This window comes from Erwinia sp. B116 (assembly GCF_002865965.1).
Taxonomy (GTDB): Bacteria; Pseudomonadota; Gammaproteobacteria; order Enterobacterales; family Enterobacteriaceae; genus Erwinia.
Genome location: NZ_JRZZ01000008.1, coordinates 1 through 12,834, shown reverse-complemented (window position 1 = coordinate 12,834; position 12,834 = coordinate 1). Strand labels below are relative to the sequence as shown.

Below are 12,834 nucleotides of genomic sequence, written 5' to 3'. Positions count from 1 at the left end.
CTGACATCGATGGTCAGGCGTTTTTTTTTACGCGGTGCACAGGCTGCTAAAGCCACGTCATGCGGTCAGGTTGACTCAGGGCGGGTGATGCCGAAGTGTTTGTAGGCGTGCTGCGTGGCGATACGCCCGCGCGGCGTGCGCTGGATAAAACCCTGCTGGATCAGGAAGGGTTCCAGCACGTCTTCGATGGTTTCCCGCTCTTCGCCGATGGCGGCGGCCAGGTTATCCAGCCCCACCGGCCCGCCCATAAACTTGTCGATAATCGCCAGCAGCAGCTTGCGATCCATATAGTCGAAGCCTTCGGTATCGACGCTCAGCATATCCAGCGCGCGGGAGGTGACCTCCCCGCTCATCTCCCCGGCGGCACGCACCTCGGCGAAGTCGCGCACCCGGCGCAGCAGGCGGTTGGCGATACGCGGGGTTCCCCGCGCGCGACGGGCGATCTCCAGCGCACCTTCAGCGGTCAGCGGCAACCCGAGGCAGGCGGCGCTGCGCCCGACGATATGCTGCAGATCCTCCACCCGGTAGAACTCCAGGCGCTGAACGATGCCGAAACGGTCACGCAAAGGCGAGGTGAGCGAGCCGGCGCGGGTGGTGGCACCGATCAGCGTGAACGGCGGCAGATCGAGTTTAATCGAGCGCGCCGCCGGCCCTTCGCCGATCAGGATATCCAGCTGATAGTCTTCCATCGCCGGGTAAAGCACCTCTTCCACCACCGGCGACAGGCGGTGGATCTCATCGATAAACAGCACGTCGTGCGGTTCAAGGTTGGTGAGCATCGCCGCCAGGTCGCCCGCTTTCTCCAGCACCGGGCCGGAAGTGGTGCGCAGGTTAACGCCCATCTCGTTAGCAACGATGTTGGCCAGCGTGGTTTTACCGAGGCCCGGCGGCCCGAAAATCAGCAGATGGTCGAGGGCGTCACCGCGCAGTTTTGCGGCCTGGATAAAGATCTCCATCTGTTCGCGCACCACCGGCTGGCCGACATACTCTGCCAGCATCTTCGGGCGAATGGCGCGGTCAATGGTCTCTTCTTCGGTGATTACCGCGGCGGAGACCAGGCGGTCGGCTTCAATCATGCTCTACCTCAAATCGCCGCGCGCAGCGCTTCACGGATTAACGTTTCACAGTCGGCGTCTGGTTTACCGACTTTACTGACCATGCGGCTGGCCTCCGGCGGGCGATAACCCAGCGCTACCAGCGCGGCCACCGCTTCGCTTTCCGCATCGTTGCTGTTTTCCGGCGGCATTTCGCTGGTCAGTGCAAACGGCGCGTCGGCGGCAAACAGGTCGCCGTGCATGCCTTTAAAGCGGTCCTTCATCTCGACCACCAGCCGTTCGGCGGTCTTTTTACCGACGCCCGGCAGTTTCACCAGCACGGCGATCTCTTCCCGCTCGACGGCGGTGACAAACTGCTGCGCCGACATGCCGGAGAGGATTGCCAGCGCCAGCTTAGGGCCGACGCCGTTCACCTTAATCAGCTCGCGGAACAGCGCACGCTCCTGCTTGCTGTTAAAACCAAACAGCAGCTGGGCATCTTCGCGCACCACAAAGTGGGTAAAAATCACCGCTTCATGGTTGAGGTCAGGCAGTTCATAAAAACAGGTCATCGGCATCTGCACCTCATAACCGACGCCGCTGGCTTCGATCAATACCGCCGGGGGCTGTTTTTCCAGGATAATGCCTCTGAGACGACCAATCACGCGCGCTTCCTTAAGAGTTAAATCTGTGGGCAGAAGGTCGCGGAACGCGCCCCTGCAAAGAGAATGAAGAAGGGTATAGCATAAAAAAGGCTGGATGGATACCCAGCCTTCAGGAACGCAGACGCCCGCGCGCCAGGCTCAGGTTGCCCTCTCCCAGCCGGGCCACGTTCTGGCTAAGGTGGCAGTGGGTAATGGCAATCGCCAGCGCATCCGCCGCATCCGCCTGCGGGTTGGCCGGCAGCTTCAGCAGTGAACGGACCATATGCTGCACCTGGCTCTTTTCAGCCGCACCGGTGCCGACCACGGTCTGCTTAACCTGACGCGCGGCGTATTCGAACACCGGCAGGTCGTGGTTGACCGCCGCGACGATCGCCACGCCACGCGCCTGGCCCAGCTTCAGCGCCGAGTCGGCGTTTTTCGCCATAAACACCTGTTCGATAGCAAACTGATCCGGCTGAAACTGGGTGATAATTTCACACACCCCGGCATAGATCAGCTTGAGCCTGGACGGCAGATCGTCAACTTTGGTACGAATACAGCCGCTACCGAGATAAATCAGCTGCCGGCCTACCTGACGGATGACGCCGTAACCGGTGACGCGCGAACCGGGGTCAATACCCAGAATAATCGCCATTATGCGCCCCCGGTTAGCACGCGCAGTGAGAGCCGAAACGCCATTACAGCGTCGCCGCCACCTCGTCGGAAATTTCACCGTTATGGTACACTTCCTGCACGTCGTCACAGTCTTCCAGCATATCGATCAGGCGCAGCAGTTTCGGTGCCGTTTCCGCATCCATATCCGCTTTGGTGGACGGGATCATGGTCACTTCCGCCCCTTCGGCCTGCAGGCCTGCGGCATCCAGCGCATCCTTGACCTGACCCAGTGACTCCCAGGCGGTGAACACGTCAATCGCGCCGTCGTCATAGGTGGTCACGTCATCGGCACCGGCTTCCAGCGCCGCGTCCATCACCGTGTCTTCATCCAGACCCGGCGCGTAGGAGATTACGCCTTTCTTGGTGAACAGGTAAGCCACCGAACCGTCGGTACCGAGGTTGCCGCCGGTCTTGGTAAAGGCGTGACGCACTTCAGACACGGTGCGGTTACGGTTGTCGCTCAGGCATTCAACCATCACGGCGGTGCCGCCCGGGCCGTAGCCTTCATAGATGATGGTTTCCATATTGCTGTCATCATCCCCACCGACGCCGCGCGCGATGGCACGGTTCAGGGTGTCGCGGGTCATGTTGTTGGCCAGCGCCTTATCGATCGCCGCGCGCAGACGCGGGTTAGACCCGGGATCGCCGCCGCCAATTTTGGCCGCGGTAACCAGTTCACGGATGATTTTGGTAAAAATTTTACCGCGTTTTGCGTCCTGCGCCGCCTTGCGGTGCTTGGTATTCGCCCACTTACTATGTCCAGCCATGTTCTCTTTTTCTCCAGATTGGCAGCGGACAGGCTATTCTGCTGGCGGTGTTGCCCCGCGCGGTGCCCGGAAGGGTCGCGTACTTCAGTACGCTGCGCTTCCTGCACGCTGGCGGTAGGCAACCTCGCTGCGCTGATAACGCCTGAACGTTTAGCTCTGTTCAAATAATAATCAGACCACAAATTCTTCTATCGCCTGGCGGTTACTCCAGGACTTGGTGAGCGCGGCAGCGGCCGGCGCATCCAGCCACTGCAGGGCCAGATGCTCGCTCAGGGCGACGTCACACTCTGCCGGCAGCGCCAGGGTAAACCAGTGTTCCCGGTTATGGGTGGTCCCCGGCGCGTAGCGGTGGCGGAAGTGTGCGAAGATCTCGAACTCGATCTGCCGCCGGCAGTCGGTCAGCGTCAGCCCGCAGGCGTCAACGTCAATCCCCAGCTCTTCCAGCACTTCCCGCCGGGCGGTCGCTGCCAGGCTCTCGCCTGGCTCCTGGCTGCCGGTAACCGACTGCCAGAACTGCGGATCGTCGCGCCGCTGCAACATCAGCACCCGTCGGCTCTCCAGGGCATAGACCACCACCAGCACCGAAACCGGATGCTTATAGCCCATTAGTCGTTCTCTGACTGCTCTGGCGCAGCAGGCTTCTCTCTCTTCACCACCTCAATACCCAGCTCGGTCAGCGACGCCGGATTGGCAAAGCTTGGCGCTTCGGTCATCAGGCAGGCGGCCGCGGTGGTTTTCGGGAAGGCGATCACGTCACGGATGTTATCGGTGCCGGTCAGCAGCATCACCAGACGATCCAGGCCAAAGGCCAGGCCGGCGTGCGGCGGCGTGCCGTACTTCAGCGCGTCCAGCAGGAAGCCAAACTTCTCGCGCTGCTCCTGCTCGGTAATGCCGAGGATGTCAAACACGGTCGACTGCATCTGGCCATGGTGGATACGCACGGAACCGCCGCCCACTTCATAACCGTTGATCACCATATCGTAGGCGTTGGCTACCGCGGTTTCCGGTGCGGCTTTCAGCTCTTCCGGTGACATGTCCTTTGGTGCGGTGAACGGGTGGTGCATCGCGCTCAGGCCACCCTCGCCATCCTCTTCGAACATCGGGAAGTCGACCACCCACAGCGGGGCCCAGGCGGCTTCGTCGGTAATGCCCAGATCGCGGCCCAGCTTCAGACGCAGCGCGCCCAGCGCATCGGTGACCACTTTCGCGCTGTCTGCGCCAAAGAAGATCATATCGCCGTCGGCAGCGCCGGTACGCGCCAGGATCGCTTCGACGATCTCCGCGCTGAGGAACTTGGCGACCGGGCTGGTGATCCCCTCCAGGCCATTAGCACGCTCGTTAACCTTGATCCAGGCCAGGCCACGCGCGCCGTAGATTTCAATAAACTTGCCGTACTCGTCAATCTGCTTGCGGCTCAGCTGCGCGCCGCCCGGCACCTTAAGTGCGGCAACGCGACCCTTCGGATCGTTGGCCGGGCCGGAGAACACCTTAAACTCCACCTCTTTCAGCAGGTCGGCGACGTCCACCAGCTCCATCGGGTTACGCAGGTCCGGCTTATCTGAACCGAAACGGCGCATCGCGTCAGCGAAGGTCATCTGCGGGAACTCACCGAGATCGACAGATTTCATCTCCAGCCACAGCTCACGTGCCAGCCGTTCCATCAGTTCACGCACCTGAGGCGCGGTCAGGAACGAGGTTTCCACGTCGATCTGGGTGAACTCAGGCTGACGGTCGGCGCGCAGATCTTCATCGCGGAAGCACTTCACAATCTGATAGTAGCGATCGAATCCGGACATCATCAGCAGCTGTTTAAACAGCTGTGGCGACTGCGGCAGCGCATAGAATTTGCCCTTGTGCACGCGGCTTGGGACCAGATAGTCACGCGCGCCTTCCGGCGTGGCTTTGGTCAGCATCGGCGTTTCGATATCAAGGAAGCCGTGATCGTCCATATAGCGGCGGACGAAACTGGTGATTTTCGCACGTGCTTTCAGGCGGTTAGCCATCTCCGGACGACGCAGATCCAGATAACGGTACTTCAGGCGCGCTTCTTCGGTATTGGTGTGGTTCGAGTCCAGCGGCAGCGGTTCAGAACGGTTGATGATGGTCAGATCGGTCGCGAACACTTCCACTTCGCCGGTCGCCATGTCGCTGTTCTTATTTTTTTCATCACGCGCACGCACGGTGCCGGTTAACTGGATGCAGAACTCATTACGCAGCTCTGACGCCAGCGTAAACGCCTGCTGGCGATCGGGATCGAAGAACACCTGCACGATGCCCTCACGGTCACGCAGATCGATGAAGATCAGGCTGCCGAGGTCGCGGCGGCGGTTGACCCAGCCACAGAGTGTAACCTGCTGCCCTACATGAGACAGATTAAGCTGTCCACAATACTCAGTACGCATAACGATATCCTTTTAACTTCGCCGCTGCGGGCGCGACAGAGTGGCAAACTACCCGGCCCGCTGGGGGCTGCTGCCGCGAAAAATGGCTGCCATTATAATGGAAAACGGCGCACAGGATAAGTGAGTCCGTTGCAGCAGGCAGCAGAAAAACCGCGAAACGGCTTCAGGAACAGTTAAGTGGTGAAGATTTCAGCTGGCTCCGTTGCCGGGTTGGGGACAGGCGCTAAAATCGTGTTTTGGGCTGCCACACGACCGGCACTGGCTCGATACTATAATTGTCTGTTGAAAAAACATGCAACGGCCGTAGGCTCCCTCTACCGTAGCGACATTCAAAAGGAGGTTGGATTATATGTTATCGAATCGCGATGGCGCGCCGGGACGCCGGGTGAAACCCCGTTCCTGGCAAGAGAACGCCCTGTTACGCCAGTACCAGCAGTCCAGGATTGAGCTGGCCGAAGAACTACGCCGCAATGGCAATCTGGGTGAGCCTGGCGAGGTATTATCCGGTTATAACAGGCGTAAACCCTGACTCAGAGCAGGTATTAACAGGGGCCATCGGCCCCTCTTCTTTCGGTTTAAGCGAAACACCCGCTAACAAATCACCTGAATTCCTCCACATAATCAGCGTCATTCCCGTCACCTGATTTCCTGTAATATCACCCTCTTTGCCCCTGTTTTCTGGAGAAACCCATGCTTCAACTTTCCGCTCAATCGACCGCGCTGATATTAATCGACCTGCAGGAAGGTATTCTGCCGTTTGCCGGCGGCCCGCACAGCGCCAGCGACGTGGTTGACCGTGCCGCCGTGCTGGCCGCTAAATTCCGCGAAGTGGGTGCGCCGGTGGTACTGGTGCGCGTTGGCTGGTCGGCCGACTATGCCGAAGCGCTGAAACAGCCCGTTGATAGCGCGCACGCCGGTGCTCTGCCGGAGAACTGGTGGCGCTATCCGGCGGCGCTGGGCGCGCAGGAGGGCGATATCGAAGTGACCAAACGCCAGTGGGGCGCGTTCTACGGCACCGACCTGGAGCTGCAGCTGCGCCGTCGCGGTATTGACACCATCGTACTGGGCGGCATTTCGACCAATATTGGCGTAGAGTCGACCGCGCGTAACGCCTGGGAGCAGGGCTTTAACCTGGTAATCGCGGAGGATATCTGCAGCGCCTTCACCACCGAGCAGCACAACAGCAGCGTTAACTGGATCTTCCCGCGCATCGGCCGCGTGCGCAGCAGCGCAGAGATTATCGCGGCGCTGTGATGACGTCGTTATATCTTGGCCTGCCGCAGTGGCAGCACCCGCAGTGGAAAAAACTGGGTATGGCGACGCTGGAAGACTATGCCCGCTACTTCAACTGCGTGGAGGGCAACACCACGCTGTACGCCCTGCCGCGGCCGGAGGTGGTGCAGCGCTGGCGGGCAATGACCGGCGACCACTTCCGCTTCTGCTTTAAGTTCCCGGCCACCATCACCCACCACGCCGCGCTACGCCAGTGCGGTGACCTGACCGCCGAATTTTTTGCGCTGCTGGAGCCGCTGGCCGACCGGATCGGCCAGTACTGGCTGCAGCTGCCTGCCCGCTTTGCGCCCGCCGACCTGCCGGTCCTGTGGCAGTTTCTCGACGCGCTGCCCGACCGTTTTCAGTACGGCGTTGAAGTGCGTCACGCGGAATTCTTTGCCAAAGGCGAGGCCGAGCTGGCGCTCAACCGCGGGCTGCACCAGCGCGGAGTCAACCGGGTGATCCTCGACACCCGCGGCGTGCATGCCGCCCGCCCCACCACGCCGGAAATCATCGAGGCGCAGCGTAAAAAACCGCGCCTGCCGGTGCACGCGGTGGTGACCGCCGGCGCGCCGATGGTGCGATTTATCGGCGGCGATGATATGCAGGCCAACCTGCAGTGGTTTCAGGCGTGGCTCCATCGCCTGCCGCAGTGGGCTGAGACCCGCCAGCCGTGGCTGTTTATTCATACCCCGGATATCGCCTTTGCCCCCGAGCTGGTCAGCGCCCTGTGGCCCGATCTGCAGCGGGTGATGCCTGGGGTGGGCGACGCCCCCGACTGGCCGCGCCAGGACTCGCTGTTCTGATCCGACGAGCAGTCTGCCTGGCGACAGTATCGCGTTTGCCCGCTATGATGGTGCCTAAGATAATACTTATAATTCGGAGTCAGGGATGGTCAGCGCTCTCTATGCGGTGTTCGGCGCACTGTTCATTATTAAATTGTCACTGGATGTGGTCCGCCTGCGCCGTCAGTACCGCGTCTCGATCGGCGACGGTGGCGTGTCCGACCTGCAGCTGGCGATCCGCGTCCACGGCAACGCCGTCGAGTATATCCCGCTGGCGGTGCTGCTGCTGATCGTGATGGAGATGAACGGCGCCGATATCTGGATGATTCATCTGGCCGGTATGTTCTTCTTCTTCGGCCGCATGCTGCACGCGCTTGGCCTGCGCAGCCGCACGCTACTGTGGCGGCGCAACGGCATGCTGCTGACGCTGCTGTCGCTGGCGGGCATGATCGTAGTCAATCTGATCTACCTGCCCTGGGATCTGGTGCTGACCCTGCATTAAGTCCGCTGAGGCAGAAAAGGTGCAGCCCGCGCCGCTTTCTGCCAGAATATGCCCTTTCCGTTAGCTTCCCCGGACTTACCACTATGTCTAACCGCGATACGCTGTTCTCTGCGCCGATTGCCAAACTCGGCGACTGGACGTTTGACGAGCGCGTTGCTGAAGTCTTCCCCGATATGATTCAGCGTTCCGTGCCCGGCTACTCCAACATTATTTCGATGATTGGCATGCTGGCCGAACGCTTTGTACAAAACGACTCTCAGGTCTACGATCTCGGCTGCTCGCTGGGTGCCGCCACGCTGTCGGTGCGCCGCAACATCACCGCCAGCGGCTGTAAAATCATTGCCGTCGATAACAGCCCGGCGATGGTCGAGCGCTGCCGCCGCCACATTGACGCCTTTCGCGCCGACACGCCGGTCGAGGTGATCGAAGCCGACATCCGCCAGATCCCGGTGGAAAACGCCTCGCTGGTGGTGCTGAACTTCACCCTGCAGTTTCTTGAGCCGGAAGAGCGCCAGCAGCTGCTGAACACCATTTACCAGGGCCTGCGCCCGGGCGGCGCGCTGGTGCTGTCAGAAAAATTCAGCTTTGAAGACGCCGACGTCGGCGAGCTGCTGTTCAATATGCACCACGACTTCAAGCGGGCCAACGGCTACAGCGAGCTGGAGATCAGCCAGAAGCGCAGCATGTTAGAGAACGTGATGCTGACCGACAGCGTGGAAACCCATAAACAACGCCTGAAAACGGCCGGCTTTCAGCACGCTGAACTGTGGTTCCAGTGCTTTAACTTTGGCTCACTGGTGGCACTCAAGGCAGGTAGCGTCTGATGGACTTCGGTAACTTTTATCAGCTGATCGCCAAAGGCCCGCTGGCTCCCTGGCTGGAGACCCTGCCGGCGCAGATCGCCGGCTGGCAGCGCGAGGCGTTGCACGGCCATTTTAAAAACTGGGAGCGCTCGGTGGAGCATCTGCCGCTGCTGACCCCGGAAACGCTGGATCTGCTGCACAGCGTCAGCGTTGATAACAGCCAGCTCAGCGAGCGTCAGCGCGGCGGCATCGAGAAGCTGCTGCGTAACCTGATGCCGTGGCGGAAAGGCCCCTACTCGCTGTATGGCGTCAACATTGATACCGAGTGGCGTTCCGACTGGAAGTGGGATCGCGTGGCTCCGCATATCTCCTCGCTGGCCGGGCGCACGGTGCTGGACGTCGGCTGCGGCAGCGGCTACCACATGTGGCGGATGATCGGCGCAGGCGCGCAGCTGGTGGTCGGCATCGACCCGATGCAGCTGTTCCTCTGCCAGTTTGAAGCGGTGCGTAAGCTGCTGGGCAACGACCAGCGCGCCCACCTGCTGCCGCTGGGCATTGAGCAGCTACCGGAGCTGAAGGCCTTTGATACGGTGTTTTCCATGGGCGTGCTCTACCACCGCCGTTCGCCGCTGGATCACCTGATGCAGCTGAAAAACCAGCTGGTCAGCGGCGGCGAGCTGGTGCTGGAGACGCTGGTGATTGAGGGCGATGACCAGCAGGTGCTGGTGCCGGGTGAACGCTATGCGCAGATGCGTAACGTCTACTTCATCCCCTCAACCGGCGCGCTGAAAAACTGGCTGGAGAAGTGCGGCTTTGTCGACGTGCGCATCGTGGATTATTCGGTCACCAGCACCGAAGAGCAGCGCCGCACCGACTGGATGACCAGCGAATCGCTGGCCGAGTTCCTCGATCCTGCGGACAGCAGCAAAACCGTGGAAGGCTACCCGGCGCCGCTGCGCGCGGTGCTGGTGGCGACCAAACCGTAAACCGGATCGGCCTGCGCAGGCCGATCCTGACCGGGGCAGCAGTGCCCCGGCGTTACTCCTCCTTCGGCTCTTCCGGCCGATCCCAGTATTCAAACCGGTACGCGGCTGCCAGATTGCGGCTCCAGATGCCGCTGTTACGTAGCTCCATCTGATGGGAGTAGCTCAGCGTACAGTTGCCGCGATCGTCCCACAGCTGGCAGGTATCGACCGTGGTTTCCTGACTGAACGGATCGGTACGCCGCTGGCTCATCTGCAGCTCACGCCCCTGCGCGTCGTAACGCAGCGTGGTGGTGGTTTGCCCCGACTGAATGCCGGTCAGCTGATGCGTATCAGACCAGCTGTAGTGGGTCTCATCGTTGCTCAGCGCATCCGACCCGCGCGACCAGCCGCTCACCAGCCGCCGCTGGCGGTCAAAGGCGTACACGCTGGTGGTGAAGCCTTTCTCCCCCTGCAGAATAAAGGCGTCGCTGGCGCTGGTGATGCCGCCGCTGCGCCCGGTCAGATAGCTGGCCTCACCCTGCTTGCGGCTCACCTCCACCGGCCGGCCGGCCTTCAGCACCGATAACGAAATTTCATAGGTCATCTGCCAGCCGTCGCTGATCCGCACAATTTTTTGCACCAGCTTCAACAGCGTGCGGCCGTCCTGCTTGTCGTAAGTCATATCGGCCACGCTGAGCACGCCGCAGCGGTCAAACTGCGCCAGCAGCCGCTTCTGCACGTTGACATCCTTGCCAAACTCACCGATCACCACCTGCTTAATCGGCCCCTTTGACGTGCCACCAAGCAGGATGATGTTGTTATTTTCATTAACCTGCGCGTTAACGCCAGTGCAGGGTGCCGCCATCGCCTGCCCGGCCAGCAGCACCCCCGCCAAACACAGACTGCCGCTAATCCACTTTGTCATTGCCGCTCTCATCGCTTGTCGCTCAACCCGTATTCTTAGTGTAAAAGTTTTTGTGCTTCATAGTGATACACGTTTGCTTTTTCAGACAAAAAAAACCCCAACAAAGCATGCTGGGGTCTGGTACTTGCAAACATCACGTCAGGATTCGGCGTGGTGCGCGGCAAAATCGGTCAGGATTCAGGCCACTCTCACCGGCGAGCTGAACAGCATGGCGCTCTTCATGGCGGCGACGACATCGCCATCGACGGCGGTGCGGCTGAACTCATCATTTTCGGTCTCAGAACACATTGACACCCCGGCCTTGCGGTAGCGCATCTGCGACGGTACCCGCTGGCTGGCCGAGCTGTGGAGTTCGGTTAATCCGGCATCAATAAACTTCTGCAGGTTGCTAAGACGCACTCCCGCACCCGCCATAATCTTTGGACCACGGGTGAGGTGATTAAGTTCCCGCAATAACGGTAAACCACTCTCCGCGCTCTGCTGCTGACCGGAGGTCAGTATCCGCGCCACGCCGAGATCGGTCAGCTGCTCGAGGGCGGTCAGCGGGCTGTGGCAGAGATCGAAGGCGCGGTGAAAGGTCACCGCCATACCGTCGCACAGCGCCATCAGCTGCTGCATCCGCGGCAGATCGATATGGCCGTCGGCGTCGAGAATACCGACCACCAGCCCGGGAAACTGCAGCTCGCGCAGCAGCGCGATATCGGATTTGATCTGCTCAAATTCGATGGCGCTATAGCAGAAATCCCCGCCGCGTGGCCGCACGATCGGATGTACCGGAACGCGCACCCGCTGGCGGGCAAGGTGCAGCGCACCGGCCGAGGGCGTCAGCCCGCCTTCCGCCGGTGACGCGCAGAGCTCAATGCGGTCGGCACCGGCACTTTCCGCCGTCAGCGCGCAGTCGACGCCATAGCAACATACTTCAAGTTTCAGCATCCCATCCCCCCGTTAATTCCCGTTGGCCAGTTGTGTATTTGCCGCCTGATGATTAGTCTGACCTTAAAGAACTGGCATTTATCTTAACGGGAATCACTCTTATGGACTTCGATTTTGACCAACGGATAGACCGCCGTCACAGCGATAGCCTCAAATGGCGCAAATATGGTGATCGCGATATCCTTCCGTTGTGGATCGCCGACACGGATTTCCGCTCCGCCGACTGTATTACCGAGGCGCTGCAGGCGCGCGTCGCCGAGGGCGTGTTCGGTTACGGCGTGCCGTCTGACGAGCTGGCCAGGGTCACCGTCGCCCGCATGGCAGACCGTTTCGGCTGGCGCATTCAGCCGGAGTGGCTGGTCTTTTTGCCCGGCGTGGTCTGCGGTCTGCATATCAGCGTGCGGGCCTTTACCGAAGCGCATCAGGGCACCGTGGCCCCCACGCCGATCTATCCCCCGTTTCGCACCGCCGCCAGCCAGGCCGGGCGTTCGCATCTCAGTGCGCCGCTGACCCTGCGTCAGCAGCGCTGGGTGGTCGACTTCGACGCGCTGGAGCCGCAGATGGACGGCTCGCAGAAGCTGCTGCTGCTGTGTAACCCGCAGAATCCCGGCGGCACCGTCTACCGGCGCAGCGAGCTTGAGGCCCAGCTGCGCTTTGCCCGGCGCCACGATATGGTGGTCTGCTCGGATGAGATCCACGGCGACCTGCTGCTGGAGCCGGGCACGCAGCATATTCCCTTTGCCAGCCTGAGTGAGGACGCCGCACAGCGTTCCGTCACCCTGCTGGCCCCGTCGAAGGCGTTCAACATCGCCGGGCTGGGCGCGTCGCTGGCGGTGATCCCCAACCCGGAGCTGCGCAAGCGCTTTATTCGCCAGCGCAAAGGTATGGTCCCGGACGTGGATGTTCTGGCCTATGTTGCGGCAACCGCCGCCTGGCGCGACGGCCAGCCGTGGCTGGACGCGCAGCTGGACTATCTGCGCGCCAACCGCGACCGGCTGACGCAGCACGTGAATACGCTGCCGGGATTAAGCATGGTCTCCCCCGAGGCGAGCTATCTCGGCTGGATCGATGCCAGCGCGCTGGGCGTCGCCAGCCCGGCGCTGTTCTTTGAGCGGCACGGGCTGGGC

The 12,834-nt window shown here is 61.1% G+C and carries 14 protein-coding genes; 6 read left to right on the top strand and 8 right to left on the bottom strand.

All coding sequences use genetic code 11. From position 1 onward, the window contains the following. Positions 1-65 precede the first annotated feature (65 nt). The 6 genes from ruvB to aspS all read right to left on the bottom strand — a co-directional run bounded on the left by ruvB (position 66) and on the right by aspS (position 5,522). Positions 66-1,076, bottom strand: coding sequence for a Holliday junction branch migration DNA helicase RuvB (gene ruvB / locus NV64_RS08080; protein ID WP_056241883.1), 1,011 nt, complete (start codon positions 1,074-1,076; stop codon positions 66-68). A gap of 8 nt (positions 1,077-1,084) precedes the next feature. Continuing rightward, positions 1,085-1,699 carry a Holliday junction branch migration protein RuvA gene (gene ruvA / locus NV64_RS08075; protein ID WP_101505705.1) on the bottom strand — a complete coding sequence of 205 codons (615 nt, stop codon included), beginning with the start codon at positions 1,697-1,699 and terminating at the stop codon, positions 1,085-1,087. 109 nt (positions 1,700-1,808) lie between these two features. Further along, positions 1,809-2,333 (bottom strand): crossover junction endodeoxyribonuclease RuvC, encoded by a 525-nt coding sequence (gene ruvC / locus NV64_RS08070; RefSeq protein WP_056241878.1) that lies wholly within the window; start codon positions 2,331-2,333, stop codon positions 1,809-1,811. A 43-nt stretch (positions 2,334-2,376) separates the two neighbouring features. Further along, a complete protein-coding gene (locus NV64_RS08065) occupies positions 2,377-3,120 on the bottom strand; it encodes a YebC/PmpR family DNA-binding transcriptional regulator (RefSeq protein WP_056241875.1) in 744 nt (247 codons plus the stop codon). A gap of 171 nt (positions 3,121-3,291) precedes the next feature. After that, positions 3,292-3,726, bottom strand: coding sequence for a dihydroneopterin triphosphate diphosphatase (gene nudB, locus NV64_RS08060; protein WP_056241873.1), 435 nt, complete (start codon positions 3,724-3,726; stop codon positions 3,292-3,294). Then, positions 3,726-5,522: an aspartate--tRNA ligase gene (gene aspS, locus NV64_RS08055; RefSeq protein ID WP_056241870.1), complete on the bottom strand. Its 1,797-nt coding sequence runs from the start codon at positions 5,520-5,522 to the stop codon at positions 3,726-3,728. Before aspS ends, nudB begins: the two co-directional genes overlap by 1 nt. Before the next feature lie 690 nt (positions 5,523-6,212). Here aspS and NV64_RS08045 point away from each other — a divergent pair. The 5 genes from NV64_RS08045 to cmoB all read left to right on the top strand — a co-directional run bounded on the left by NV64_RS08045 (position 6,213) and on the right by cmoB (position 9,870). Beyond that, positions 6,213-6,776, top strand: a complete 564-nt coding sequence (locus NV64_RS08045; protein ID WP_101505703.1) for a hydrolase — start codon at positions 6,213-6,215, stop codon at positions 6,774-6,776. After that, positions 6,776-7,600: a DUF72 domain-containing protein gene (locus NV64_RS08040; protein ID WP_101505702.1), complete on the top strand. Its 825-nt coding sequence runs from the start codon at positions 6,776-6,778 to the stop codon at positions 7,598-7,600. The genes NV64_RS08045 and NV64_RS08040 overlap by 1 nt, the downstream gene beginning before the upstream one ends. Before the next feature lie 85 nt (positions 7,601-7,685). Then, positions 7,686-8,081 (top strand): MAPEG family protein, encoded by a 396-nt coding sequence (locus tag NV64_RS08035; RefSeq protein ID WP_056241863.1) that lies wholly within the window; start codon positions 7,686-7,688, stop codon positions 8,079-8,081. An 83-nt stretch (positions 8,082-8,164) separates the two neighbouring features. Further along, positions 8,165-8,905 (top strand): carboxy-S-adenosyl-L-methionine synthase CmoA, encoded by a 741-nt coding sequence (gene cmoA, locus NV64_RS08030; protein WP_056241860.1) that lies wholly within the window; start codon positions 8,165-8,167, stop codon positions 8,903-8,905. Then, entirely contained in the window at positions 8,902-9,870 is a 969-nt protein-coding gene (gene cmoB / locus NV64_RS08025; protein ID WP_056241857.1) for a tRNA 5-methoxyuridine(34)/uridine 5-oxyacetic acid(34) synthase CmoB, read from the top strand. The genes cmoA and cmoB overlap by 4 nt, the downstream gene beginning before the upstream one ends. Before the next feature lie 52 nt (positions 9,871-9,922). On the opposite strand, the gene NV64_RS08020 is transcribed toward cmoB, so the two are convergent. Both NV64_RS08020 and cutC read right to left on the bottom strand, forming a co-directional pair. Next, entirely contained in the window at positions 9,923-10,774 is an 852-nt protein-coding gene (locus tag NV64_RS08020) for a hypothetical protein (protein ID WP_158239886.1), read from the bottom strand. A gap of 177 nt (positions 10,775-10,951) precedes the next feature. After that, positions 10,952-11,707: a copper homeostasis protein CutC gene (gene cutC, locus NV64_RS08015; protein ID WP_101505700.1), complete on the bottom strand. Its 756-nt coding sequence runs from the start codon at positions 11,705-11,707 to the stop codon at positions 10,952-10,954. Positions 11,708-11,808: 101 nt separating this feature from the next. On the opposite strand from cutC, the gene NV64_RS08010 reads away from it, so the two are divergent. After that, positions 11,809-12,834 (top strand): MalY/PatB family protein (locus tag NV64_RS08010; protein WP_101505699.1); only part of this gene is annotated, 1,026 nt, incomplete at its 3' end.